The following is a 24,949-nucleotide window of genomic DNA, read 5'->3' as shown; positions in this document are numbered from 1 at the left end:
TATAGAAAACACCCTTCCTTATATCTTACAAGCAGTTTAGAACATATAATCCCAAACTGGCAATTGTACTGGTTTGCTTTCTGAAGCCTTTTTAGCTTTTTCATCTAAGTACTTCTTGTTGATTACCACACGGAACATATAAGCATCGAACCATGCGTCGGTGAAAGTAATGTAACCATTGTGACCAGAACCTGATCCCCAAGAATTTTCGAACTCCCATTTTACTGGCTTTTCGTTTTCATCAACATCTACACCAACCAAGGCCATAGCATGCGAAGAACCAGACTGACGGGTTAAGACTCTTGCCTTTTTGTCCATATCGAACTCAACTCCCAATAATGAAGCGTAATCGTAAGTATTTACATCCATTACACCTGTTTTGCGGTTGTGCTGTTTTCCTACATCACATGATGCATACATTGCCTCGTTATTCTTGATAGAAGCCATTGCAAACTTCTTGATGTCCTCATTTGGCAAGTTCAAGTAAGTCCAGTTAACACCTTCCGAAACATTTCTGTAATTCTTGATTTCATAAACTTTGTAATACTCACGAGTAGGATCGTTCATGATCATTACCATTTCAATGTTAGCATATCCTGGAGCAACTTCTTCTAAAAATTGCTGAGGAGTGTAAGTTTTGCTTTCGCTGATATTGCCTTCTGAATCTTTAAATCTCCATTCGAATTCTACTGGCGGCTCACCTAAACCTAAAGCAAGCATTCTGTAAATAGACTTTAAAGATTCTACCTTAGCAGCTTCCAATTTCTTTGCTGATGCCTTTTCTGCTGCCAACATTCTTAATTTGTAACCTTCGCCTCTTAATTTTTCATTCAATAAACTACCAATTTCGCGAGTTTTGTTACTTACTTTTGTTTCTGGCATAATCTCAGCTGGAACTACACCATACTTTTTAGCTACATTATAGAATGAGTTCCATACTCCACCATCACCAACAGGAGATTTAAAATAAGTTACAACCTCACGATCATCCATATCACGATCGGCAGTTGCAATAATATTTTCAAGGAACAAGTTTGATTTCTCAAACAAATCCCAGAAATAGTTATAGTTGTGAGAAAAATCGAATGCATTCAAATTGAATTTCTTCATCGCATTTGGACGAATGGTATTCATAGAAGTAAACATCCAACATCTTCCTGAACTTTCCTGATCGGTAATCCCTTTTACATCCACTCTGTATTTAAAGTAATGATCGGTTTTACCAATTTTTGATCTGTTCAAAGATAATTCTCTAATACTTTCCGTATTTGTAATCGCGTTTTGGATTGCTTGTGTATTTGCATCTAACTTAAAGCTGGAACGAATCTCTTCAAGTGTTTTTGCATCAACAGATCCTGATTTCTGAGCTTGTGATACTCCTGTTAATGCCAAAAGCATTGCAGGAACCAATAATAACTTTCTCATCTGTACTGTTTGTTTTTGTAGGTTGTTAAATTGTTGACACAAACTTAAAAATTAAAATAGGAATCAAGAAAGTTGTAGAACAGGTAAGTCATTTAAAGTTTAAATTTTTCAAATAAAAAACCCGAGGCAAAACCCCGGGCTGTTTCTATTTTCCCTTTTCAGGGATATTTTTTTAAGAAAAGTTCAAATTCCTGAAATTTGATACTTTTTCCTTTCTCCTTAGATATGAATCACCTCATCGTAAGCAGCAGCTGCAGCTTCCATAACTGCCTCCGACATGGTTGGGTGAGGGTGAATTGCTTTGATCAATTCGTGACCTGTAGTTTCTAGCTTACGAGCAACGATCAATTCAGCAATCATTTCAGTAACGTTGGCACCAACCATATGAGCACCTAACAACTCGCCATATTTCGCATCGAATACCAATTTTACGAATCCTTCGTTAGCACCGGCTGCACTTGCCTTACCTGAAGCTGAGAATGGGAATTTACCAATCTTCACTTCATGACCAGCATCTTTAGCTGCTTGTTCTGTCATACCCATTGAAGCTACTTCAGGAACTGTGTAAGTACATCCAGGAATGGTAGTATAATCGATAGGCTCAACCTTCATACCTGCAATTTTCTCAACACAAGTAATCCCTTCAGCAGAAGCAACGTGTGCCAAAGCAGGACCTTTCACGATATCACCAATGGCGTAAACACCTTCAACATTTGTGCGGTAGTAATCATCTACAATCACACGACCGTTTTCAGTTGCTACACCTACTTCTTCAAGACCAATACCTTCAGTATTTGGAGTAATACCTACAGCAGAAAGAACAACTTCACACTCGTGAACTTCCATCTCGCCTTTCTTGTTCTTGATGTTCACCTTAAGGTTTCCTTCTTCACCTTCCACCGATTCCACAGTTGAGTGAGTCATCACCTTAATCTTGTTCTTCTTGAATGAACGTCCCATTTGCTTCGATACCTCTTCGTCTTCAACAGGAAGAATGTTTGGCATGAACTCAACCAAAGTCACATTTGTTCCCATTGTTGAATAAAAGTAAGCAAACTCAGATCCAATAGCACCAGATCCAACTACAATCATTGACTTAGGCAATTTCTCAAGCGTCAATGCCTTTCTGTAACCAATGATTCTTTTTCCATCCTGTGGAAGATTTGGCAATTCGCGCGAACGAGCACCTGTTGCCAAAATAATATGCTTTGCTTCGTAAGTAGTTTTGGTACCATCTTCAGCAGAAACTTCAACTTGCTTGTTACCAATTAGCTTTCCGAAACCATTTAGAACTTCAATTTTATTCTTTTTGAAAAGATACTGAATACCACCACTCATCTTTTCTGCCACACCGCGACTACGAGCAACAACCTTTTCAAAATCAGCTTTTACATCACCATCAACAGACAATCCATAATCATCTGCATGTTTCATGTATTCAAAAACTTGTGCCGATTTCAACAAAGATTTTGTAGGGATACATCCCCAGTTCAAACAAATACCACCCAGTTCAGCACGTTCTACAACTGCTACTTTCATTCCCAATTGTGAAGCACGAATGGCAGCTACGTATCCACCAGGACCACTTCCTACTACTATTAAATCGTAACTCATTTTTATTTTGTTGTTTATGTTAGTACAAATTTCGCTCTGCTAATTTAATACAGATACTTTTATATATTAATTTATTGATAGAAAATTTCTTCTATCCTATTTTTTCTCCTTTAATTCCTTCTTTCCTTCTTATTGCAATCATTGACAACTGCACCAATTTGGCAATCACAAATAAAATTACAAATGAAAATATAATGGTTGCTCCCGAAGGGGCATTAATTTTATACGACACCAATAAACCAATGAAAGAACCTAATAAGCCAAATCCGATTGATCCAAAAATCATTCTCTTAAAGTCCTTCGTAAACATATTGGCAATAGTTTGTGGAATGGTTAGGAATGAAATTACCAGAATAATTCCTACCACACGTATGTTCAAAACAATTGCCAAAGCCACCAAGGCAATCATCAGGTAACTGATAAAGTGAACTGGAATACGCTGTGTTTTAGCAAATTCTTCATCAAAGGCTACATACAAAATCGGTTTCAGAAACATTGCAAAAACAAGAATCGTTAAAATGCTTAAACCCAACAAAAGCAATAAGTCCAAACTACCAACAGTTAGTATATTTCCAAACAGAAAGCTCATCAAATTAGGGGCATAACCAGGAGTCATGTATATAAATATGATCCCCAATGCCATTCCCAATGCCCACAGAATTCCAATAACAGAGTCCTGTCTCACATCAGTTTTTTTCGACAACCATTCAATCCCAAAAGCTGATAAAACACCAAACAGGGCAGCTCCCAATATTGGTTCAATCCCATATACCAAGCAATTCCAATTCCTCCAAAAGATGCATGGGTAATTCCACCACTAATAAACACAATGCGACGCGAAACGATGTATGATCCAATAATCCCACAAGTAATGCTGGCCATTATTGCAGCAAATACCGCATTGGTAAAAAATTGATATTGAAATAATTCAAATATAGAGTTCATACTACTAATGATGCTTTAATACTCGATGCGGAACTTCACCGTGAGTAATTAAATCGATTGGACAATTATAAGCTTTAAGCTGCTCTTGTGATATGATATTGGAATCGTGATAACACAGTGTTTGATTTACACAGGCAATGGTTTTTACGTGCGAACAAATGGTTCCAACATCGTGCGATACAATGATAATTGCGATGTGATCATTCAATTGATCCAAAATATCATACAATTCCCCTTCAAAATTACTGTCCACATAGGTATCTGGCTCATCTAAAATCAACAGCTGGGGATCAGAAATAATTGCTCTGCACAAAAATACCCTTTGCAACTGACCGCCTGAAAGCTCGCCAATGTTCTTATTTCTCAAATGAAGAATGCCCATTTGATCCATCAATTCATTTGCACGCTTTCGATTCTCTGGACTATACCTTCCAAATAATTTTTTCACCCCCATCAAACCCGATAAAACTACATCTCGAACAGAAATCGGAAATTTTTTATCAATTTGATTAATTTGAGGTAAATAACCAATCGTGCTTCCATTCACATACATTTCTCCACTTACAGGCTTTAAAATGCCAAGAATCACCTTGAGTAAGGTAGTTTTACCACCTCCATTTGGCCCAATAATTCCAACAAAATCATTTTGATTCACTACCAAGTCGACATCTTTCAACACCAACTTGTCGTCGTAGGCTGCATTTATGGATTTCAGTTCCAGAAGTTTGTTCATCTTAGTTTTTTGAATTTAAGCGTCACCTTTTAAGTGATTGACAATGCTTTTCATTTCAGCCATCCAATCTTCATTCAAAGGATCAATTTGAATCACCTTAGCATTAATCTCTTTTGCAATGGCTTCAGCATTTTCTTTATTAAATTGTTTCTGAATAAAGACAACCTTAATATCATGTTTTTCAGCCTCACCAATTAAATTTTGCATGTGAGCTGGAGAAGGTTCTTTGCCATGTAATTCTATTGGAATTTGATTCAAACCATAGTCTCGAGCCAAATATGTCAATGCCGGATGAAATATCATAAATGATTTGTGCTTAGCTCCTGCAAAAACTTCTTCTGATTCTTGATCCAACATTTCCAATTCTGAAAGAAATTGGTTCAGATTCTTCTTGTATATTTCTTCTTTCTCTGGAGCCAAATCCACCAAACCTTCGTATAGGTTTTGAACAATTTGAATAACTGCTTTTGGCGAAGACCAAGTATGCGGATCAATACCTCCCTCGTGAAAATGGTCGCCATGCTGAACTTCTGGTCCACGCACTAACTCAATTCCTTTCGAAAGGTTATATACTTTAATATCTCCTGCTGTTTCAATCATGTTGTTCATCCAGGTATTTTCGAAAGGGATATGTCCAATTTTAAAATAAGCAACCGATTTTGCAACCTGTTCCATTTGCATAGGAGTTGGTTCGTAGGTTGCAGGACTACCTCCTGGAGGAATTAAAATATTAACCTGAAAGTCATTCCCAGCAATTCGTTCCACAAAATATTTCTGAGGTAAAATACTTACCGAAATTTGATTTTCTGTTTTTTTAGCTTGCTTTGGTTGACAAGAGTATATTCCGAATATTAATACGGAAAGAATAAGAATATTAACAAATCTCATTTGTTTATTGAATTAATTTATTTAGATCTGATTTAAATAACAAAAGTAAATATTTTTTCGAATCAACAATTGAAATCCTCGCTAAAAATGACTCAAAGCATAGCTGTTTTATTGCATGATTCAGAATAATGAATTTAGTCAAATTCCTATTACAAACAAAAAGCCCGATAGAAAGAATCCATCGGGCCAACCTTAATATCTTAAATATACTATTGAAGTAATTTTTCAATTTCTACTTTCAATTCAGCACTTCTTAAGTTTTTAGCTACAATTACACCATTTTGATCAAGAAGAACTGTAGCAGGAATACCACTAATTCCATACATTTTAGCTGCTTCAGAATTCCAATATTTCAGGTCAGAAACATGCTTCCAAATCAAACCGTCATCTTCAATGGCTTTTAACCACTTGTCTTTATCCTTATCTAGAGAAACTCCCAAGAATTCAACTCCTCTTTCGTTAACTTCCTTATACAGTTCAACCATATGTGGATTTTCTCTTCTACAAGGACCACACCATGATGCCCAGAAGTCAATAACAACTACTTTCCCTTTTAATGAAGAAAGACTAAGTGGAGTATCTTCAGGAGTATTCAAAGTAAAATCAGGAGCAGTTTTACCAACAGCTACACTATTTAATAAGTCAATTTTATCTTTGATTTTAACACCATAAATAGAAGCTTTTACATTTTCAGGCATTGCATTGTACATTTCTTCCATCTTTGCAAGCTCCATTCCTCCTGTCATTCTGTATTTAATAAAACCAGAAACAACTGATGTTGCATTATTCTTTAAAAATTCATCGGTTACAGCATCTACTTCTTCTTCCATTTTCATTGCAACCTCTCTGATAGAATCCATTTTTGCCTGATCTTGAGCATTTCTGGCAGCCATATACTCTTTACGCAGATTCATGTTTTTTTCATTAAAAACCTTTTGTGATTCTTGATATGCTACGTACACATCTTGCTCTGCAGAACCTACCACTTTAGCTTCAGCCAATTTCTCAGCATCAGCACTAATTTCAATATTCGCATTTTCTACAAAAAATTGAATTGCTTCTTTTTTACCATCCAATTGAATAAAATATCTCTGAGGAGAAGCAACAGTTCCAACAAATTCAAAAACGCCTTCCTTTAATTCTGCCGAATCGATTTTTACCAATTCATTATCCTGAACTTTTGAAAGGTATACTTTACCTTCTGATTGTCCTGATATATTACCAGTTAGCTTAAATTGTTCACCTTGATTACAAGAAGTAAAAAATAAACCAATCGCTGCTATGGCGATAAATAACTTTTTCATGTGTACGGTATTTTGTGTGTTAATAATTATGAATTCCTAAATCTACCAAAATAAACGTGTAATCGAAACGATTTTCGATATACGTATCGATTTACTCTTTATTCTTGATATCCTGAAAATAGGCATTCAATAATTTAAATGCTGCAACAAAAGAACTCATTTCATCATTTAAAACTTTATTTTCAAATTCTGGAATCTGTTCTTTAATCAACTGTTTCTGGTAAAAACCATCCTTTAATTGCTCATTAATGGTTTCATACATCCAGTATTTGGCTTGCTCACTTCTTCTTTGCTCAAAATAACCGTTTTGCTGTGTATGGCTGCAATAATCCATAATGGTATCCCAAATTTTATCAATCCCTGTTTTTTCAATTGCAGAACAAGTTAAAACTTTTGGAGACCAGCCTGATGGCGATTTTGGGAACAAGTGAAGCGCATTTTCGAATTGCACCCTTGCCAATTGCGCTTTGTGTATATTATTTCCATCAGCCTTGTTAATGGAAATTAAATCTGCCATTTCCATAATCCCTCTTTTGATTCCTTGCAACTCATCACCAGCACCTGCAATTTTTATCAAAAGGAAGAAATCCACCATAGAGTGAACTGCTGTTTCCGATTGTCCAACACCGACTGTTTCAATCAGAATGGTATCAAATCCTGCAGCTTCACACAAAATTAAACTTTCGCGGGTTTTACGAGCCACACCTCCCAAGGATCCTGCCGATGGAGAAGGACGAATGTATGCATTTTGATCTACTGAAAGTTCTTCCATTCTGGTTTTATCTCCCAGGATACTTCCTTTGCTTCTTTCACTACTAGGGTCAATAGCCAACACTGCCAACTTGTGTCCTTGTCCGGTTACATGCTTGCCAAAGGCTTCAATAAAAGTACTCTTTCCAGCACCTGGAACACCAGTAACCCCAATACGAACCGATTTGCCAGAATACGGCAAACATTTTTCAATAATTTCCTGGGCAATTTTCTGATGCTCAAATTTAGAACTTTCAATCAATGTAATTGCCTGGCTCAATATCCCTCTATCGCCATCTAAAATTCCTTTTACGAAATCGTCAACAGTATATTTTTTGCGTTTGTTTTTCTTTAAACGCTCAGCTATTCGAGGATTGATTGAAGGTGGTTGACTTATTCCTGAATTTACTTGTAATCCCTTATATGAAGGATCATTCTCGATATGATCCTGTTTCTTATTTTTATCTGACATGATTCTTTGATCTAATTGTTATGTATGCGAAGTTATAAATTTAGTACTTAAGCCATCTGCAAACATCAAGAAAAGTGCATATGTTTGTTAGCAACTCTTAAAATTAGCACATAAAAAAGCCTTTCAGAAACTGAAAGGCTCATATTTCAAATCATATTTTCTTAGCTCTTGGGCATGATAACATTACCTCTTACTCTTAAATTCACTTCTGAATGAATCGGATCATTCGTAATTACGGTAATCAATTTGTTTTGACGCCCTCTTTTTCCTCTTGAATTAAAGACAACCTTAATTTCTGTTTCCTCTCCTGCTTTAATAATTTTTGCTTGAGGAGCAATGGCTGTGCAACCACAAGAAGATTTTGTTTTACGAATAATTAAGTCAGAGGCACCATTGTTTTTCATGGTAAAAACATGCTCGGCATTCTGTCCTTGGGTTAGTTCTCCAAAGTCAAAAACTTTTTCAGTGAACTCAACCTTAGGAGCAACACTCTTCTCTTCTTCTGTTAATCTTGCGAAATCTTCAACAATATTAGCACTTACAATAATTCTTTGACCAGGCTTATGTTTTTGGTTCACGATTAAATCCATGTAATCTGTAACAAATCCCCAATCATTTTTCTTTCCCCCATCGTATAATGCAACAATTTTACCTTTTTGCTTAGGGGCCAGCTTTTCAGGAACCATTTTTAACTGAAGATGTGCAGGCATTCTTTTAAATGCAATACTAATATCTTCATTGCTATCATTATATACTTCTAATGCTCCCTCTTTAATCTCTGTATTTTTAACCTTAGTTAGCGATAAATGATTATTCTTCAATCGCAACCCTTCCATTAATCTTGGATAAAGATCAGCAATTGTTTTAACCCTAGGTGTTACTGTTCCTTTAATTCTTAATATAGTTATTGAAGGATTCGTATTCGCAGTTATTGTGATAGATTTGTTAAAAGGCCCTGGACGATTTTTAGGATCAAAAGTTGCTTTAATGAATCCTTTTTGTCCTGGAGCAACAGGCTTCTTGGTCCAATCTGGAGAAGTACAACCACAAGAAGAACGAACCTGATTGATAATAATAGGCTGTTTTCCTTCATTTACAAATTCAAAAGAGTAAACTTGTTTCCCCAACTCTTCTTTAAAAGTTCCAAAATCGTGTGTTTTAGAAGCGAATTTCATTACTGGTTTCGTATTTTGGGCATTAGCAAAAGCTACACTTCCACAAAGAACTACTGCCAACAAGAAAATTATTTTTCTATTCATAACTTACTAATATTTTTTATCAACTTTTGTTTAATACGATAAAGTCTCAAAAGAGTTTATTTTTTTCCTGAAAAATTCAGAAATCATACAAAACTAAACATTTTTAATCGATTACCATACGAAATATAGTTAAATACTTGTTAAGCCCATTCTACTCTCGTAAGCTTTGTAGACAATTCAATAACCGTACCAGCTCCAATAATATTTATAGCAAATTATAAAGTATTCTTAGCTTTGTATGAAAGTAAAATAAGCTGAGCTCAATTAAATTGTTTATTTTCGAGATTAAATATATTCATTAACCACAACTATGACCAATTTAAAAAATCAAATACAGGAATTTGCACAATCAATCGAAACAGAGATTATTGATATTCGTGCTCATTTGCATCAAAATCCCGAATTATCATTTGAAGAATTTAAAACTTCAGAATACATACAGGCAAAGCTGGATGAATATGGAATTCCATATACCAATGGATTCGTAAAAACAGGTATTGTCGGTAAAATTGAAGGAAAAAATCCATCCAAAAAGGTAATTGCATTGCGCTCTGATATGGATGCCTTGCCAATTAATGAAAATTCTGAAAATAAATATTGTTCTAAAAACGATGGGGTGATGCATGCTTGTGGTCACGATATGCATATGGCAAGTTTGCTGGGTGCTGCTAAAATTTTAAACCAATTTAAAACTGAATGGGAAGGCACTATCCTATTGATTTTTCAACCTGGAGAAGAATTATTGCCAGGCGGAGCCAGACTAATGATGGAAGAAGGAGCCTTACAACCCGAACCTGAATGGATTCTTGGTGCACACGTTCTACCTGACATGCCTACGGGAACAGTAGGTTTCAGATCAGGAATGTACATGGCTTCCGGAGATGAAATTTACCTAACCGTAAAAGGCAAAGGAGGACATGCTGCCATGCCTCATCGTTGCACCGACAATGTATTAATTGCCTCACATATTATAGTAGCTCTGCAACAAATTGTTAGCAGACATTGCGATGCCAGAATTCCAACCGTGTTATCATTTGGAAAAATTGAAGCCAATGGAGCAACCAACATTATCCCGGAAGAGGTTAAAATTGCTGGTACTTTCAGAACCATGAACGAAGAGTGGAGAGCTAAAGCCAAACAGTTAATTACTGACATTGCTCAATCCACAGCAAAAGGAATGGGAGCCGAATGTAAAGTGGATATCAAACACGGTTATCCATTTTTGGTAAATCACGAAACATACACCGATCAGGCAAAAGCTGATGCCATTTCTTTAATTGGTGAAGATAGAGTTGTAAACATGGATATTAGAATGACTACTGAAGATTTTGGTTTTTATTCCCAAAAGTACCCAGTTACTTTTTATCGATTTGGAGTTAAATCAGATAAGGAAGGATCATTGCATACTCCAAATTTTGAAGCAAACGAAAAAGCACTACTAACATCAATGGGCGTAATGGCTGGATGGCAATATCCTATTTGAACAAATAGCTTATTTTTTTGATTTAAATGTAAAAATAAAAGACTCAATCATCTTTAATACTGTAAATTAGGTTTGATATTTTGTTATTGTTCATTATTTAATCTGTTTCAAAATAAAGGAATTCCTGAATAAATTGTTTCTCCATTAAAAATATGATATTACATTTGCATTAGTATTAACACTAAAATTAAAATAAAATGGCTTACGTAATTAACGACGACTGTATTTCATGCGGTTCTTGTGAAGGAGAATGTCCTGTTGAAGCTATCTCTATGGGTGATGAGCGCTATGTAATCGACGCAGATCTTTGTACTGATTGTGGTACTTGTGTTGACGCTTGTCCAGTAGAAGCTATTCACGCTGAATAATCGCAGAATAACCGATATTTAAAAAGCCAGTGATAAGATCACTGGCTTTTTTATTTCTAAATCTAGTAGACGATACAATTCATTTTTATATCATGCTCATCAATTGGAACATGATCCAAAACTTGAAAATCAAAACAAATTCCAACCTTAAATGCACTTAGCGATTGAAGCAGACGATCGTAGTATGCTTTTCCTCTTCCCATTCGATTATTCTCTTTGTCAAAGGCAACACCCGGAATCAGAATTAAATCAATCTCATCTTCATCCATAAATACTGGCCCATCAGGTTCTGGAATTCCATAATTCTCACCTTCAATCAAATTCTCAGTTCCTTTAAACACTTTTAAATCTAAGGTTTGTCCTTTAACACAAGGCAAAATTACTTTTTTCTTACTGGCCCATTTACAAACAAAATCGTGTGAGAACACTTCATCGCTCATCGACCAATAAAGCATTACAGTTTTTGCTTCTTCAAATTCCGGCAATTCCTCCAATTTCTTTAAAATAGGAACAGACATTTCCTTCAATTGTTTTATAGAGTAATCCTGCTTCATCAGTTTTATCTCTTTCCTGATTCTTCTTTTTTGATCGTCAATATTTGTTGTGTCCATGTATCTGTGTTATTCGTAAATATCAGTTCGTCTGTCCTTAAATGCGTCATTTAAAGGAGTAATCATTTTGTCTTCTGCCTTTTTAGGATCTATTTCAACCATAAGTATTTCTTCTGAAAGGCCTGCTTTTGCCAATACCTCTCCTTTTGTACCTGTAATAATTGATTGTCCAGTAAAAGTAAGCTCTTTTTCCTTTCCTATTCTATTTGCTGTAGCGATAAATACTCTATTTACCAATGAGTAGGAAGGAATAACCGATTGTGCATATGGCAAAACCAGGTTAGAAGGATGAAGAATCAATTCGGCTCCTAGCAATGCCAGTTTTCTCCACGTTTCAGGAAACATCCAATCGAAACATACCAGCATTCCCAATTTTACTCCCTTGTAATCGATTACCGATAAATCTATATTGCCTGGCTCAAAAATATTCTTCTCATTCATAAAAAGGTGCAACTTTCTATAAACAGATATTACTCCAGTTTCATCTATTAATACCGAGGAATTATAAAGCTTTGTTCCCTCCTTTTCAGAATAACCTGTTGCCACAGCAAATTGATACTCCTTGCAGGCATCCTTTAAAAATGTGAGAAAAACACTCTCGTTAATTGTTTCGGATAAATTAAAAGCCTGTTCTTTGGAATCAAAATTATAACCCGTATTAGCCAATTCTGGCAAAACAACTAAATCTGCTTCTTTTGCCTTTTTTAGTAGCGATTTTAACTTATCGATTGTTTGAAGTACATCCCCAAACTTAGGCTCAAATTGAATGATTGCAAGTTTCATATCAAATAAGGTAAGTTCGTTTTTATGGCTGATAAGATGAGTTACGCAAAATCATTCCGTAATCATTTTCCTTCATCAAATCACTCAAAGTGTATTCCTTGTTCTTTTCCATAAACTTTTTTACAATTTGCAAACCAGCCCAAATGCCCGTTCTCGATGGAGATTCCTGCGGCATACCAGGTGTAAAAGGTCCATCGTTGATATACTTTATAATGGTACGATATTCTGTAGTAAACAAGTGCTTTTGTTCTATGATGTATCCCCAAATCAGGTCCTCACTTTCTTTACACCAATCCAATTGCTCTTGTGTGTATTTCATGGCATCTGCTTCCGATTTTTCTGGCATCAAGTGCATCAGGAAATATCTGATTTTTCCTTGATAGATCATATTACTAATTAGATCATCGGTTTTGGGTGTAAAAGGAAATTCGGTTAAGCCATAAGCCAAAATCACATCTTGCGAAACACGTTCAGGAGTCATATTTTTTCTTGCATACATTGGAGTTGCCAGCAAAGAATAAAACTCACAATCTTCGCCAAGATATTTGTCCAAGCTAATTCCTATTAAATCATCGGCTACCACAACCGACTGATTAAATCCTGAAATTTGCGCATAAACATCGGGGATATTTCTTTCCGGGAAATAATATTTCAAATATTTAAATGCCTGTTCCAACTCCTTCTCATCTTTCGATAAATCCGGAAATACTTCAGCAACCTTACGGGCTACTACATTCATTGTTGAATCTTCCAAGAATTTGTTCAGATATTCCATATAATTGGGATCATCAGGATTTCCCAAACCAATTACCTTGTAACTAAACAGGGGAAGAAAATCAGAATATTTGGTTTTAAACTGAACAAAATCCTGCGTTTCTTTCAATACAAACAAGTCTTTATCAAATCTTTTGATATTGAGGTCTACAGAAATATGCGATACGTTTGGAGTTTTTTTTGAATTACAAGAGAATAAAACAATCACACACATTAATAGTGCAGAAATTCTTTGAATGTAGTTCATATGGATTATCAGGTTTATAGATTTTGCGAGTAATTTCTCAATAATGATTCTCAAAAATAAACAAAGCATAATTTAAAGAAAAAAAAATTCTTCAGTTTTGAGCTATTGATATCTTAATTTACAATGGAATCATTCCCTTTTTATAACTAAATTTGCCATTGCCTCAATCAGGCATTCAAAAGTTTATTCGAGACAATATATATAGAAATGAAAATAGCATTAGCCCAGTTAAACTATCATATCGGTAATTTCGAGAGTAACACCGAGAAAATTATCTCTGCAATTGAAAAATCAAAAAAAGAAAATGTTGATTTGGTAGTATTTTCGGAGTTAGCCATCTGTGGATATCCTCCTAAAGATTTATTAGAGCGAAAAGATTTTATTGAAAGAACACAAGATGCTCTGCAAAAAGTGGCTGAAGCGTGCACAGACATTGCTGCTGTAGTGGGTGGTCCCTCAATCAATCCACATATCAAAGGAAAGAATTTGTACAATTCAGCTTTCTTTATTTCTAATGGAAAAATTGAAAGCATTCACAACAAAACTCTGTTGCCAAACTACGATATATTTGATGAATACAGATATTTCGAGCCTAATACTGAATTCTCGTTGGTTGAATACAAAGGCAAAAAAATTGCAATTACGGTATGTGAAGATTTGTGGGAAAAACAACCTACCGATAACAACTTTGCCAAATCGGAGCTTTACACCGTTTCACCAATGGAGGAGCTGAACAAATTGAATCCTGATTTTGTTGTAAACATTGCGGCTTCGCCATTTTCATACAACCAGCAAGATTTAAGAACCAATATTCTAAAATCAAATATCGAACGATACAATTTGCCTATCATCTATGTGAACCAAATTGGTGCTCACACCGAGTTGATTTTCGATGGCGATTCAATGGTTCTAAACTCGAAAGGTGATGTGGCTTGCAGACTAAAATATTTCGAAGAAGATTACCAGGTAGTCGATATGAATGAGATAGAAGACAAAGCAATTGAAAGTGCTGAAGTCGACTATATCGAAAAAATTCATGATGCATTGGTACTTGGCCTGAAAGATTATTTTGGTAAAATGGGCTTTAAGCAAGCTACTTTGGGTCTTTCTGGTGGTATCGATTCTGCAGTAACCGTAGTGCTTGCCGAAAGAGCTTTGGGAAAAGAAAATGTTCGCGTTTTGTTGATGCCTTCGGAGTTTTCTTCCGACCATTCGATTAAAGATGCTGTTGATTTGGCGGAAAATTTAGGTATTGAATACGAAATTGTAAACATTCAGGAAATTTTCTCAGAATTTCAGAAAGCATTAAAACCTAGCTTTGGCGACTTGCCATTTAATGTTGCAGAAGAGAACATACAAGCCAGAATTCGTGGTACTTTGGTAATGGGATTATCGAATAAGTTTGGCCATATATTATTAAATACATCAAATAAAAGTGAAGCGGCTGTAGGGTATGGAACCTTATATGGTGACATGAACGGCGGCCTGTCGGTTTTGGGTGATGTTTACAAAACAGATGTATTTAAAATGGCTTGGTTCATGAACAAAGACCAAGAAATTATCCCGGTAAATACAATTGTAAAACCACCTTCAGCAGAATTGCGTCCAGATCAGAAAGATTCTGATTCATTGCCAGATTACGATATTTTGGATGGCATTTTATACCGATATATCGAAAAAAATATGTCTACGAAAGAAATAATTGCTGATGGTTTTGAAAAACAAACAGTTGAAAAAGCAATCCGCTTGGTTAACATGAATGAGTATAAGCGATTTCAAACTCCACCAATATTGCGCGTTTCATCTAAAGCTTTCGGCTTTGGTCGTAAAATTCCATTGGTAGCAAAACACAGTTGAATGGGTAGAAACACCTACAAAAACGTATGCTGTCGAACATCGTCTAAATAACGATATTTTTCTCTATTCGTTTTCCCATTTAAATTCATTTATATACATTTGAACTGTTTTACAACATGCAAGTATATTTTTTATAACCATATCCGATTATTGTAATGATTGAGAATGAAAGAAAGTCAAGAGAGACGATTTGTGGAGAAGTAATTAATAACCCTAACTCTGTATTTAATGTTCTTACTCCGGTAGAGAAAGAAGAACTGAAGTCCAATATGACTTGCTCTTTTTTCAAGAAAGGCGAATACATTTACAAAGAAGGTGAAAGACCTATTGGGTTAATTTGTTTATCGGAAGGGAAAGTTAAAATTTTTAAAGAAGGAGTTGGTGGACGTGAACAAATCGTTCGTATGGCTAAACCAATTGGTTTTATTGGATACCGAGCTTTATTTGCCGAAGAAAACAATATTGCATCGGCAGTTGCTATCGAAGATTCGATTACCTGCACAGTTAGCTACGACTTAATTCTAAAACTACTTCGTTCGAATGCTGAATTGGCATTAAGTATTATTCGTTCCTTGTCAACCGAGCTTGGATTCTCGAACAACAGAACCATTACACTTACCCAAAAGCACATTCGCGGTAGATTGGCTGAATCATTATTATTCCTTCGTGATACATACGGATTTGAGGAAGACGAAGCAACCATTAAGGTTTACTTATCGAGAGAAGATATTGCAAACCTATCGAACATGACAACTTCGAATGCAATTCGCACATTATCGACATTTGCCAGCGAAGGTGTTATTGCCATTGACGGAAGAAAAATTAAAATACTAGACAAGGTGCGCCTTGATAGAATCAGTAAATTAGGTTAACATTTAAAAACAATATTGGGGAGGCGTTGGAAACAGCGCCTCTTTTTTTATTCCTGTAGGTAAATGCGTTTCACGCGGCGCGAAACGGTAGTAAGTATTTCGTAAGGAATGGTATCGAGCTGCTCGGCCATTTGGCTTACCGGATAATCGTTGCCAAAAATGGTAACCGCGTCGCCTTCCCTGGCTTCCACATCGCTAAGGTCTATCATGCTCATGTCCATGCACACATTGCCCACCACAGGGCAAAGCTTGCCGTTTACCAACACCTTGCCAAGGCCATTGCTTAACTTGCGGCTGAAACCATCGGCATAACCAATTGGAATAACGCCTATGCGGGCATCTTTTTCGAGCACACCTTTGCGCCCGTAACCAATGGTATTTTCTTTCGATACGGTTTTAATTTGCGAGATGGTGGTTTTAAGAGTACTTACATTCATCAGCTTATCCTGATGCACTGCACTTACCCCATACAAACCAATGCCCAGGCGCACCATCTCGAATTGCGCATCGGCAAAACGTTCAATTCCCGCCGAGTTTAGCACATGACGATCGATTGTATAAGAAAAGTTCTGGCGAATCTTATCGCTCCATTGCTTGAACAGTTGTATTTGATAACGGGTGTAATCGTCGTGTTGCTCCTCGTCGGCACCAGCCAAATGCGAAAATACCGATCGGATATAGAAATGATCGTTATTCTGGATTTGGGCAATTAAATCGTCGAGCTCCAACTCCATAAAACCCATGCGATGCATTCCGGTATCGAGCTTTATGTGAATGGGATAATTTTTGACCACATTTTTACGCAAAGCCTGCTGGAATTCGTGCAATATTTTCAGGTTATAGATTTCGGGTTCCAGATTGTACTCAATCATGGTTTCGAAACTATGCGGCTCGGGATTCATCACAATAATTGGGATGTTGATTCCTGCATTTCGAAGCTCCACTCCCTCGTCAGCAATGGCCACTGCCAGGTAATCGACCCTATGGTATTGCAGAAGATTGGCAATTTCTACCGATCCGCTTCCGTAGGAGAATGCCTTTACCATTACAGTAAGCTTGGTTTGCGGTTTAAGCAGCGATCTGAAATAATTCAGATTGTGCACCATGGCATTTAAATCGACCTCGAGAACCGTTCTGTGTGCTTTAAATTGTAAGGCATTTGATATTCGCTCGAAGTGAAAATCCCTGGCTCCTTTTATCAGGATTACCTCATCTTGGAACTTGCTTCGATTAAATTGCGATAGAAACAAATCGGTATCCTTATAGAATACTGCATTATCGCCAAACAAATCGGTCTGCAAGGATATGCGCTCACCAATGCCAATGATGCGATCGATTTTTTGTTTGGCAACCAACTTGGCCACAGCCCTGTATAATCTTTTATCGGTGTATCCCGATTGGTAGATATCCGACAGGATGATACATTTTTTCTTATCGGGTTGCTGTTGATTCATTAAATCAATAGCTATCTCGAGTGATCCCAAATCCGAATTATAATAATCGTTTATTAAGGTACAATTGCCAAAACCTTCTTTAATTTCCAGTCGCATGGCAACTGGTTCAAGCTTTAGCATTTCCTGTTTCAAACCCCATTCGTCAACGCCCAGTACCAATGCGGTAACATAGGTAGTAATGGCATTATCTACAGATGCACGATCGGTAAAAGGAATTGTAAACTCGCTGGTATTTTTCCCAACCTGAATGGTGATATGGGTATGCTTGCCTTTCTGTACCTCCTTTAAAACTCTGCAAAAGGCATGCTTGTTTCTGGCCCAGGTATATTGCTTCTGATTGGGTTCAAGATTTACCACAAAAGAATTCACCACCAAAGCATCATCCGAACAATACACCACTTTTTTACAAGTTGCAAACAACTTTAACTTTTCGGATAACAAATGCTGTTTGTCCTCGAAATTTTCGCGATGAGCTTGGCCAAGATGCGTAAATACCCCGATGCTTGGTTGAATAATTTCAGCCAGTTTGTGCATTTCTTCGGGTTGAGAAATTCCCGCCTCAAAAATCCCCAAATTCGCATTGGAATTCAGATTCCATACCGATAATGGCACACCAACCTGGGAGTTGTAGCTTTTGGGGCTACGAACCACCTTGTGAGTATTCTGCAAAACCTGATTCAACCACTCCTTTACAATGGTTTTTCCATTGCTTCCGGTGATTCCGATAACGGGAGAATTGAAATGCTCACGATGTCTGGCAGTAAGTGTCTGAAGCGCTTTTAATGTATCCTCTACAAGAACAAAGGAGGCATTTGCATATTTGCTGAAGTCTAATTCATTATTACTGATTACAAAAGCACGAACGCCTTTCTGGTACAAATCCGAGATGTATTTATGACCGTCGTGGCGATCGCCCACAATGGCAAAAAACACAGTTTCCTCAGGCAGATATAAAGATCTGCTGTCAATTGATATGGATTGAATTTCAAAATCGGCATTGCCAATTAGTTTCCCACCAGTAATTTGGGCTATCAATCCTATGGAATACAATTGCTCAGATCTCATATAAGAAGGCTTTGAATAAGTGTCTTGTTTTTTTGAAAAATTCTATTTTTTTTCTGAATGATTAATTGCTTTGGTGTAGCACTCCCTACAAAGTGGTTCGTACTCGTCCTTTTCTCCAAGCAAAACCAATTTCTCAGCTTCGGATAATCTGTGAGAATAATTGGCCAAACTTCCACAGCGCATACAAATTGCATGAACTTTGGTTACATATTCAGCACGAGCCATTAAGCTTGGAATCGGACCGAATGGGTTTCCTTTAAAATCCATATCCAAACCTGCTACAATTACTCTTACACCCTGGTTTGCCAATTCGTTACAAACATCAGATAAGCCTTCATCGAAAAATTGTGCTTCATCAATTCCAACAACATCAACATTGCTGGCCAATAGTAAAATATTAGCAGAGGTTTCTACCGGAGTTGATCGAATAGAGTTTTCATTATGCGAAACCACCTCATCTTCGGAGTAACGAACATCGATGTGAGGTTTAAAAATTTCTACTTTTTGTTGCGCAATCTTAGCACGATTCAAGCGACGGATTAACTCTTCTGTTTTACCAGAAAACATCGAACCTACAATCACCTCAATCCATCCCTGTCGACCAGCTCTGTTTATATCATTTTCAAGAAACATCTATTATAGTTTAGGTAGTTTTACACCACTTTTCATTGAGTTCCAATTGCTTTTAAAAGCACTCAATGTGCAAATGGTATTATAATGCGATTATTTAAAAATTCAAATGGTTGTTACATCGATATACAAAAATAGGAAAAGAATCTTAGCCGAGAGAAAACAATCAAATCAAAAAAATCTCGTTTCTTTGTATAGAGTTAATTTAAATCAAAAATTGGCTTATTAACTGCTTTAATTCATTAACATGGATCATAAATTACTACTTCAGCTGCTCCAAAATAAAACAGAGGAAATTCAGAATCTTTTGAATCATTTCAAGAACAATCCTGATGATTTGAGTAAAGGTTTGAATCTTTTGTCGGACCGAATTGAAAGCCTTTCAAAAGAATTTGAATTCATGAAGGATGGTTTTTCTAAAGTAAATGCTTCAATTCCCAAAGAAGAAAAAGTAGAGTTGCCAAGTACTGAAAGTAATGTATCCGAAATGATTCATCATGAAGTAAAACAGGAAAAAATTACCGAGGTAATTAAAGAAACTGTAGAAATAAAAGCTGAAACAGTGGTAACTGCCTCTGAAAATTCGGAAAATGAAAAAGTTGATACTGAAGAAATATTAAACGACCAACTGCAAAATAGATCGACAAAGGTAATTGGTGAAAAATTAATCAATAACAAGCTTAGCGATATTCAAACTGCAATTGGTATTAACGATCGTTTTTTATTTATTCGCGAACTGTTTGAAAACAATACGGAAGCATACAATTCCAGTATCAAATTCATTAACGAAACAAGCAATATTAGTGTTATTGAGGAACACTTTAAACACAACACCAATTGGGATTTCGAAAATCCTACGGTAATTCAGTTTATGGAACTTACTAAAAGAAAATTCTAAGAAATGTCAAAATTATACTTAATCCCAACTCCAATCGGAAATTTGGAGGATATGACCATACGATCCGTTAATACTTTAAAAAATGTCGATTTAATTTTGGCAGAAGACACCAGAACGTCTGGGTTTCTTTTAAAACACTACGAAATTAGCAAGCCTCTTTTGTCTCATCATAAGTTTAACGAACACAAAACCTCCGAAAATATTGCCAATAGAATTTTGGCTGGCGAATCGATTGCCCTGATATCTGATGCAGGCACACCCGCAATATCGGATCCTGGTTATTTCCTGGTTAAACATTGCGTTGAGCAAGGAATTGAAGTGGAATGTTTACCTGGTGCAACAGCTTTTGTTCCTGCTTTGGTAAACTCTGGATTGCCTAATGACAGGTTTTGCTTTGAAGGATTTCTTCCTCAAAAGAAGGGAAGACAAGGAAAGCTAAATGAATTGGCGGAAGAAAGCAGAACCATGATTTTTTATGAGTCGCCTCATCGATTGGTAAAAACCCTGCAGCAATTTGCCGAAGTATTTGGCGAGGAAAGAAAAGCTTCTGTTTCGAGAGAGTTGACCAAACTACATGAAGAGAATGCAAGAGGCACACTTGCTGAATTGATTGCTCTTTTTAGCTCAAAAACCGTTAAAGGTGAAATTGTAATTGTTGTGGAAGGAAAAACGGCAATAAAGAAAAAGAAAGAGTATATTAAGAAAGACCGAATGTAGTGAATCAACAATACATCTTGATTATTCATTGATCATTACTAATTAATTTTTAGTCTTCGTGCGAAAACTTCGGACATGAAATGGCCTTATCGCCAAGTTTCTTCACTTTTTGGCGACGTTTTAGTTTGCGAATTTCTCTTGGATTTGAATAGTTATAGTTGTAGGTTAAGGACACTTCTAAACCTCCTCTACTGGATGATGCTACCTGCAAATCCGATACGTTGATGTCATAGGTTAGCATGATTTTTAATCGTTTTCTCTCGTAACCAAATGCTGGAATTATATCCTGGGTAAATCGATACCACATTCCATAGTGAAAAATTGTACCCTTGTTACCGAAAAGAGTCATGAAGTTTGCTCCGGCAATCCACTCATTGGCATTTTTTTCGGTAGTATACATGATTTCAGGCTTGAAATACATTCTTGGACTAATCCTACTTTCGGCACCTGCATGCCATGCAAATCGTCTTTTAAGATTATTGGTACTGTAGTTGATATCCTGACTTTCGTATCGATAAAATGATTCCTTTGGTTCGTTGATATGACTTACAGAGGTTCCCATAAAATATTTCGTCTTGCCTCTAAAATAAGTCATCTGCATCCCCAATGAAAAATCCATATAGAATAGTGATTGGGAAATAAAGTCCTCTCCATTCTCTCCGCCTTCCAATTGTTCTCCAAATGTTAATTTACTCAGATCTACCGATTTATTAATCATTTCAATCCCTGCTCCTGCGTGTATGAACAGCGTATTCCCAGCATTTAAGCTCTTGTTAAGCGAGGATGCAAACATTACCTGGGTGGTTTTCAATCCCCCATCACCGGCTTTATCATTAAAGATCATACCACCAACCCCAATCCACGATGAACTTAACAATTGGGTTGACAATTTACCATCAACAAAAACAGCCTGAGAAACGAAAGGAATGGTAACACTATTCCACTGATTACGATAATTCATTCCTCCTCGAAGGTTATAATCAGAATTACCTGTAAGAGCCGGATTTAACAATAATGGAATAGAATAGAACTGAGAAGAGTGTACACGTTGGGCTGAGAGTTTAAAAACCCCCAAAATTATAATCAATAAGAAAATAAGAATACTCTTTCTCATAAACACTCATTTGGGTTTGCCATTTACCCCTAAAAATCACAAATATATTGGCATAAAACCCTCAAAACAAAAAACATGAAAATGGGTAATATTTACGTATTATCCAGATATAGCAACATCCAATTTTACAAAATATCTCTCCATTTTGGCGTTTTAAATATAACTAATCAATTTGAGAAACTATCACCAATAAAAATCGATTAGTCAAATCTATCTCAACAAGGTAATATTGCCCTGTTTTTGCATTTGGCTTCCATCCTTAAAGGAAACTTTCAAGAAATATACATAAACATCCATATCCACATTTTGTCCTTTATAGGTACCATCCATCCATCACCTTTACTGCGATGCATGTGAACCGACTGGAATATTCTATGACCTAATCTGTTATAAATAGTCAAACTCATAGTCTCAACCTCTTCTACATCACCTGCAAGCTCCAGTTTGTCATTTTTACTGTCGCCATTAGGAGAGAATGCTGTTGGCAAATAAACATTGAATTGACTTCCATTGGTTGATACATTAATGGTATCTCTACCGATACAACCAAACTTATTTGTAACCTCTACACGATATTCCCCTGCTTGGCTCACTTGAATGACTTGATTGATTTCACTTGGTTTAATTTCAACATCTGTATCAACATACCACATGTATGATACAAAATCATCACCAGCGTCCAGATTCACCACCTGACCATTTGCCAATACAATATCATCTCCCAAGTCTACTTCCGGAGTTGGATTAAACTTAACCTCAATACAATCTTCCTCTGTATTTCCATTCTGATCGGTCACATAAACACAATATTTACTGCTCTTTTCAACATATATTCCCTCATCAGTTGATTCAGAAGGAGTCCAGCGATAAGTTGCAGCAAAGTCTGCATTATTGGTTTTAATTTCAGGTGTCAAATAAATTTTCTCTCCCAAACAAACATTATCAATATCAGGACCTAAATCAACGGCAAATTTACCTTCTCGCTTGGTAACGCTTATTTCATCTGTTCCAACACAACCTTGAGCACTTGTAACCCGAACAGTATATACATTTTCATCTGTTACAGTAATGGTTTGTGTTGTTTCTCCATTTGGCAACCACTCATATGATCCTCCAATGCCACCATCTCCAGCATCAAGTGTTGCACTTTCATCATCAAATAAAACAATATCATCGCCCAAATCAACAATTGGTAATGCATGAACAGTAATCGTAACTTGATCTGTTTGCTCATTTCCTACATCATCGCGCACGGTTACTGAGTAAACTCCAGATTCGTTTACTGTTAATGTTGAAGTAACTGCCCCATTTGACCATAAATAGTTGTAGTTCTGAGAAATCGATGGATTAGGATTTAAAACAATCTCATCGCCTACACAGATATCCTGATCTTTACCTAACTCAATTGCAAATACATCATTCACACTTGTAATCACAACCTCATCGGAAGCCGAACAACCATTAGCATTTGTAACGGTTACACCATAGATGTTACTTGAGTTTACTTGAATGGTTTGACTCGTTTCTCCTGTAGACCATAAATAATCTGCACCTGCATTTCCTGCATCAAGCGTTAACACCTCTGCATCGGCCAATTGATAATCTGCACCCAAATCAACTGTTGGAGCTTTCCAAACCGTTACATTAACAAATGCCGATGATTGCTTGCCTGTTTTGGCATCGGTAACAGTAACAGAATAAACACCTGTTTCACTCACCTCCAATGTATTGTTTACAGATCCATCGGACCATAAATATGTGTATGTTCCATCGAAGTCAATTTCTGGTGTTAGCACTCTGCTTTCTCCCTCACAAAAACTTAAATCGGCTCCCAAACTAACCGAGAAGGATTCAACCACAGTAACATTCGCATAAACTGTATCTCCTGCACAATCAAAAGCACTTCTTTCAATCAATTTCACCTGATAATCTCCTGGTTTCACGGCCCACTGAACATCAAACTTCAATTGACTATGGAAATTATCACTTAAACGACTTGTACTTTCGTTGAGTACTGTTGCTCCAGATGGAACAAAAATCTCATATTTTTCACTCTTCTCGATGGTTGCAGTATATGCCTGAATGGTTCCAGATTGAATTACTGGTTCGTAATCACCAAATGCAGTATTTGGCAGGGCCATTACATCAACTTCCAGTGTTTGATTAGCCAAATCTTCCTCAACCGCTATTCCACTCAAAGTTTTTGCTTCAACAAGCAATATTTCTGCCCTGTGCGTTTTACCCGTTGTATTCGGAATCTCCAAATCAAAAGTAAATGAATTGGTATAAATTTCATTTGCCCCTTCTGGCAATTCAGCCGGAGCTCTATCAATAGAATACTTAAATGTCCAAGGTTTAGGTCCGGTATAATTAACCGTTACACTAAGCTTGCCATTTGTATCCCCACCATTGTTTTTAGCACAAACATATGGCACCTCAAGATCTTCGAATACTGCTGTTGGAGTTGCATCGTCTACCACAACAAGCATAGTAAGTGCTTCTCCGAAACAATGAGTTCCCAAATCTTCAGGATAAACTTTTACTTCATACGTACCAGGATCGTTAAACTGATAGTCTCCCGATTCGAATGTGTTGATGCCAAATAAGCAACTGATCCATTCGAAGTATTGGTTACCGACCAATGATACTTGTATGAAGCATTCTCATCAACCTTAAAATTAAGCTT

The 24,949-nt window shown here is 36.5% G+C and carries 20 protein-coding genes and 1 pseudogene; 6 read left to right on the top strand and 15 right to left on the bottom strand.

Annotated features, from left to right (window positions below):
- Nucleotides 1-36 precede the first annotated feature (36 nt).
- From JCM15579_RS13070 to JCM15579_RS13035, 8 genes and pseudogenes are all read right to left on the bottom strand, one after another.
- On the bottom strand, nucleotides 37-1,425 hold the full coding sequence (locus tag JCM15579_RS13070) for a C1 family peptidase (protein ID WP_054720833.1): 1,389 nt from the start codon (nucleotides 1,423-1,425) through the stop codon (nucleotides 37-39).
- Between the two features lie 219 nt (nucleotides 1,426-1,644).
- Nucleotides 1,645-3,039: a dihydrolipoyl dehydrogenase gene (lpdA, locus tag JCM15579_RS13065; RefSeq protein WP_054720831.1), complete on the bottom strand. Its 1,395-nt coding sequence runs from the start codon at nucleotides 3,037-3,039 to the stop codon at nucleotides 1,645-1,647.
- A 91-nt stretch (nucleotides 3,040-3,130) separates the two neighbouring features.
- A pseudogene (locus tag JCM15579_RS13060) lies at nucleotides 3,131-3,921 on the bottom strand (metal ABC transporter permease).
- Between the two features lie 67 nt (nucleotides 3,922-3,988).
- Nucleotides 3,989-4,717: a metal ABC transporter ATP-binding protein gene (locus JCM15579_RS13055; protein WP_054720829.1), complete on the bottom strand. Its 729-nt coding sequence runs from the start codon at nucleotides 4,715-4,717 to the stop codon at nucleotides 3,989-3,991.
- Between the two features lie 15 nt (nucleotides 4,718-4,732).
- Complete coding sequence (locus JCM15579_RS13050) at nucleotides 4,733-5,605, bottom strand: metal ABC transporter solute-binding protein, Zn/Mn family (RefSeq protein ID WP_054720827.1); 873 nt, start codon at nucleotides 5,603-5,605, stop codon at nucleotides 4,733-4,735.
- A gap of 209 nt (nucleotides 5,606-5,814) precedes the next feature.
- Complete coding sequence (locus tag JCM15579_RS13045; RefSeq protein WP_054720824.1) at nucleotides 5,815-6,909, bottom strand: TlpA disulfide reductase family protein; 1,095 nt, start codon at nucleotides 6,907-6,909, stop codon at nucleotides 5,815-5,817.
- A gap of 91 nt (nucleotides 6,910-7,000) precedes the next feature.
- Nucleotides 7,001-8,131: a methylmalonyl Co-A mutase-associated GTPase MeaB gene (gene meaB, locus JCM15579_RS13040; protein ID WP_054720822.1), complete on the bottom strand. Its 1,131-nt coding sequence runs from the start codon at nucleotides 8,129-8,131 to the stop codon at nucleotides 7,001-7,003.
- Between the two features lie 161 nt (nucleotides 8,132-8,292).
- Nucleotides 8,293-9,390: a DUF1573 domain-containing protein gene (locus JCM15579_RS13035; protein WP_054720821.1), complete on the bottom strand. Its 1,098-nt coding sequence runs from the start codon at nucleotides 9,388-9,390 to the stop codon at nucleotides 8,293-8,295.
- Between the two features lie 310 nt (nucleotides 9,391-9,700).
- Here JCM15579_RS13035 and JCM15579_RS13030 point away from each other — a divergent pair, with 310 nt between their 5' ends.
- Together JCM15579_RS13030 and fdxA are read left to right on the top strand one after the other, a co-directional pair.
- Entirely contained in the window at nucleotides 9,701-10,873 is a 1,173-nt protein-coding gene (locus tag JCM15579_RS13030) for a M20 metallopeptidase family protein (protein WP_054720819.1), read from the top strand.
- Nucleotides 10,874-11,070: 197 nt separating this feature from the next.
- Nucleotides 11,071-11,241, top strand: a complete 171-nt coding sequence (gene fdxA, locus JCM15579_RS20075; RefSeq protein ID WP_083464674.1) for a 4Fe-4S ferredoxin — start codon at nucleotides 11,071-11,073, stop codon at nucleotides 11,239-11,241.
- Between the two features lie 62 nt (nucleotides 11,242-11,303).
- Here fdxA and JCM15579_RS13025 read toward each other — a convergent pair whose 3' ends face one another.
- Genes JCM15579_RS13025 through gldB form a run of 3 tightly spaced genes read right to left on the bottom strand, consistent with a single transcriptional unit; the run spans nucleotide 11,304 to nucleotide 13,656 of the window.
- A complete protein-coding gene (locus JCM15579_RS13025; RefSeq protein ID WP_054720817.1) occupies nucleotides 11,304-11,852 on the bottom strand; it encodes a 5-formyltetrahydrofolate cyclo-ligase in 549 nt (182 codons plus the stop codon).
- 9 nt (nucleotides 11,853-11,861) lie between these two features.
- Nucleotides 11,862-12,635 (bottom strand): nitrilase-related carbon-nitrogen hydrolase, encoded by a 774-nt coding sequence (locus JCM15579_RS13020; RefSeq protein WP_054720815.1) that lies wholly within the window; start codon nucleotides 12,633-12,635, stop codon nucleotides 11,862-11,864.
- Nucleotides 12,636-12,657: 22 nt separating this feature from the next.
- On the bottom strand, nucleotides 12,658-13,656 hold the full coding sequence (gldB, locus tag JCM15579_RS13015) for a gliding motility lipoprotein GldB (RefSeq protein WP_054720813.1): 999 nt from the start codon (nucleotides 13,654-13,656) through the stop codon (nucleotides 12,658-12,660).
- 207 nt (nucleotides 13,657-13,863) lie between these two features.
- Between gldB and JCM15579_RS13010 the strand changes: the two genes are divergently transcribed.
- Together JCM15579_RS13010 and JCM15579_RS13005 are read left to right on the top strand one after the other, a co-directional pair.
- Nucleotides 13,864-15,513 carry an NAD+ synthase gene (locus JCM15579_RS13010; protein WP_054720812.1) on the top strand — a complete coding sequence of 550 codons (1,650 nt, stop codon included), beginning with the start codon at nucleotides 13,864-13,866 and terminating at the stop codon, nucleotides 15,511-15,513.
- Nucleotides 15,514-15,668: 155 nt separating this feature from the next.
- Nucleotides 15,669-16,385 (top strand): Crp/Fnr family transcriptional regulator, encoded by a 717-nt coding sequence (locus JCM15579_RS13005; RefSeq protein WP_083464672.1) that lies wholly within the window; start codon nucleotides 15,669-15,671, stop codon nucleotides 16,383-16,385.
- A 47-nt stretch (nucleotides 16,386-16,432) separates the two neighbouring features.
- On the opposite strand, the gene JCM15579_RS13000 is transcribed toward JCM15579_RS13005, so the two are convergent.
- Together JCM15579_RS13000 and JCM15579_RS12995 are read right to left on the bottom strand one after the other, a co-directional pair.
- Entirely contained in the window at nucleotides 16,433-18,904 is a 2,472-nt protein-coding gene (locus tag JCM15579_RS13000; RefSeq protein ID WP_083464671.1) for a bifunctional UDP-N-acetylmuramoyl-tripeptide:D-alanyl-D-alanine ligase/alanine racemase, read from the bottom strand.
- A gap of 42 nt (nucleotides 18,905-18,946) precedes the next feature.
- Entirely contained in the window at nucleotides 18,947-19,537 is a 591-nt protein-coding gene (locus tag JCM15579_RS12995; protein ID WP_054720810.1) for a thymidine kinase, read from the bottom strand.
- Between the two features lie 244 nt (nucleotides 19,538-19,781).
- Between JCM15579_RS12995 and JCM15579_RS12990 the strand changes: the two genes are divergently transcribed.
- A complete protein-coding gene (locus tag JCM15579_RS12990) occupies nucleotides 19,782-20,432 on the top strand; it encodes a DUF8457 domain-containing protein (protein WP_054720808.1) in 651 nt (216 codons plus the stop codon).
- 3 nt (nucleotides 20,433-20,435) lie between these two features.
- Nucleotides 20,436-21,149 carry a 16S rRNA (cytidine(1402)-2'-O)-methyltransferase gene (rsmI, locus tag JCM15579_RS12985; protein ID WP_054720806.1) on the top strand — a complete coding sequence of 238 codons (714 nt, stop codon included), beginning with the start codon at nucleotides 20,436-20,438 and terminating at the stop codon, nucleotides 21,147-21,149.
- A 49-nt stretch (nucleotides 21,150-21,198) separates the two neighbouring features.
- On the opposite strand, the gene JCM15579_RS12980 is transcribed toward rsmI, so the two are convergent.
- Entirely contained in the window at nucleotides 21,199-22,263 is a 1,065-nt protein-coding gene (locus JCM15579_RS12980) for a PorP/SprF family type IX secretion system membrane protein (protein ID WP_054720804.1), read from the bottom strand.
- A 272-nt stretch (nucleotides 22,264-22,535) separates the two neighbouring features.
- Nucleotides 22,536-24,905 carry a T9SS type B sorting domain-containing protein gene (locus JCM15579_RS12975; RefSeq protein ID WP_157471470.1) on the bottom strand — a complete coding sequence of 790 codons (2,370 nt, stop codon included), beginning with the start codon at nucleotides 24,903-24,905 and terminating at the stop codon, nucleotides 22,536-22,538.
- Nucleotides 24,906-24,949: the final 44 nt, after the last annotated feature.

This window comes from Marinifilum fragile JCM 15579, assembly GCF_001310955.1.
GTDB lineage: Bacteria > Bacteroidota > Bacteroidia > Bacteroidales > Marinifilaceae > Marinifilum > Marinifilum fragile.
Note: the sequence above shows the minus strand (reverse complement) of the source record. Positions and strands in the feature narration are given on the sequence as shown.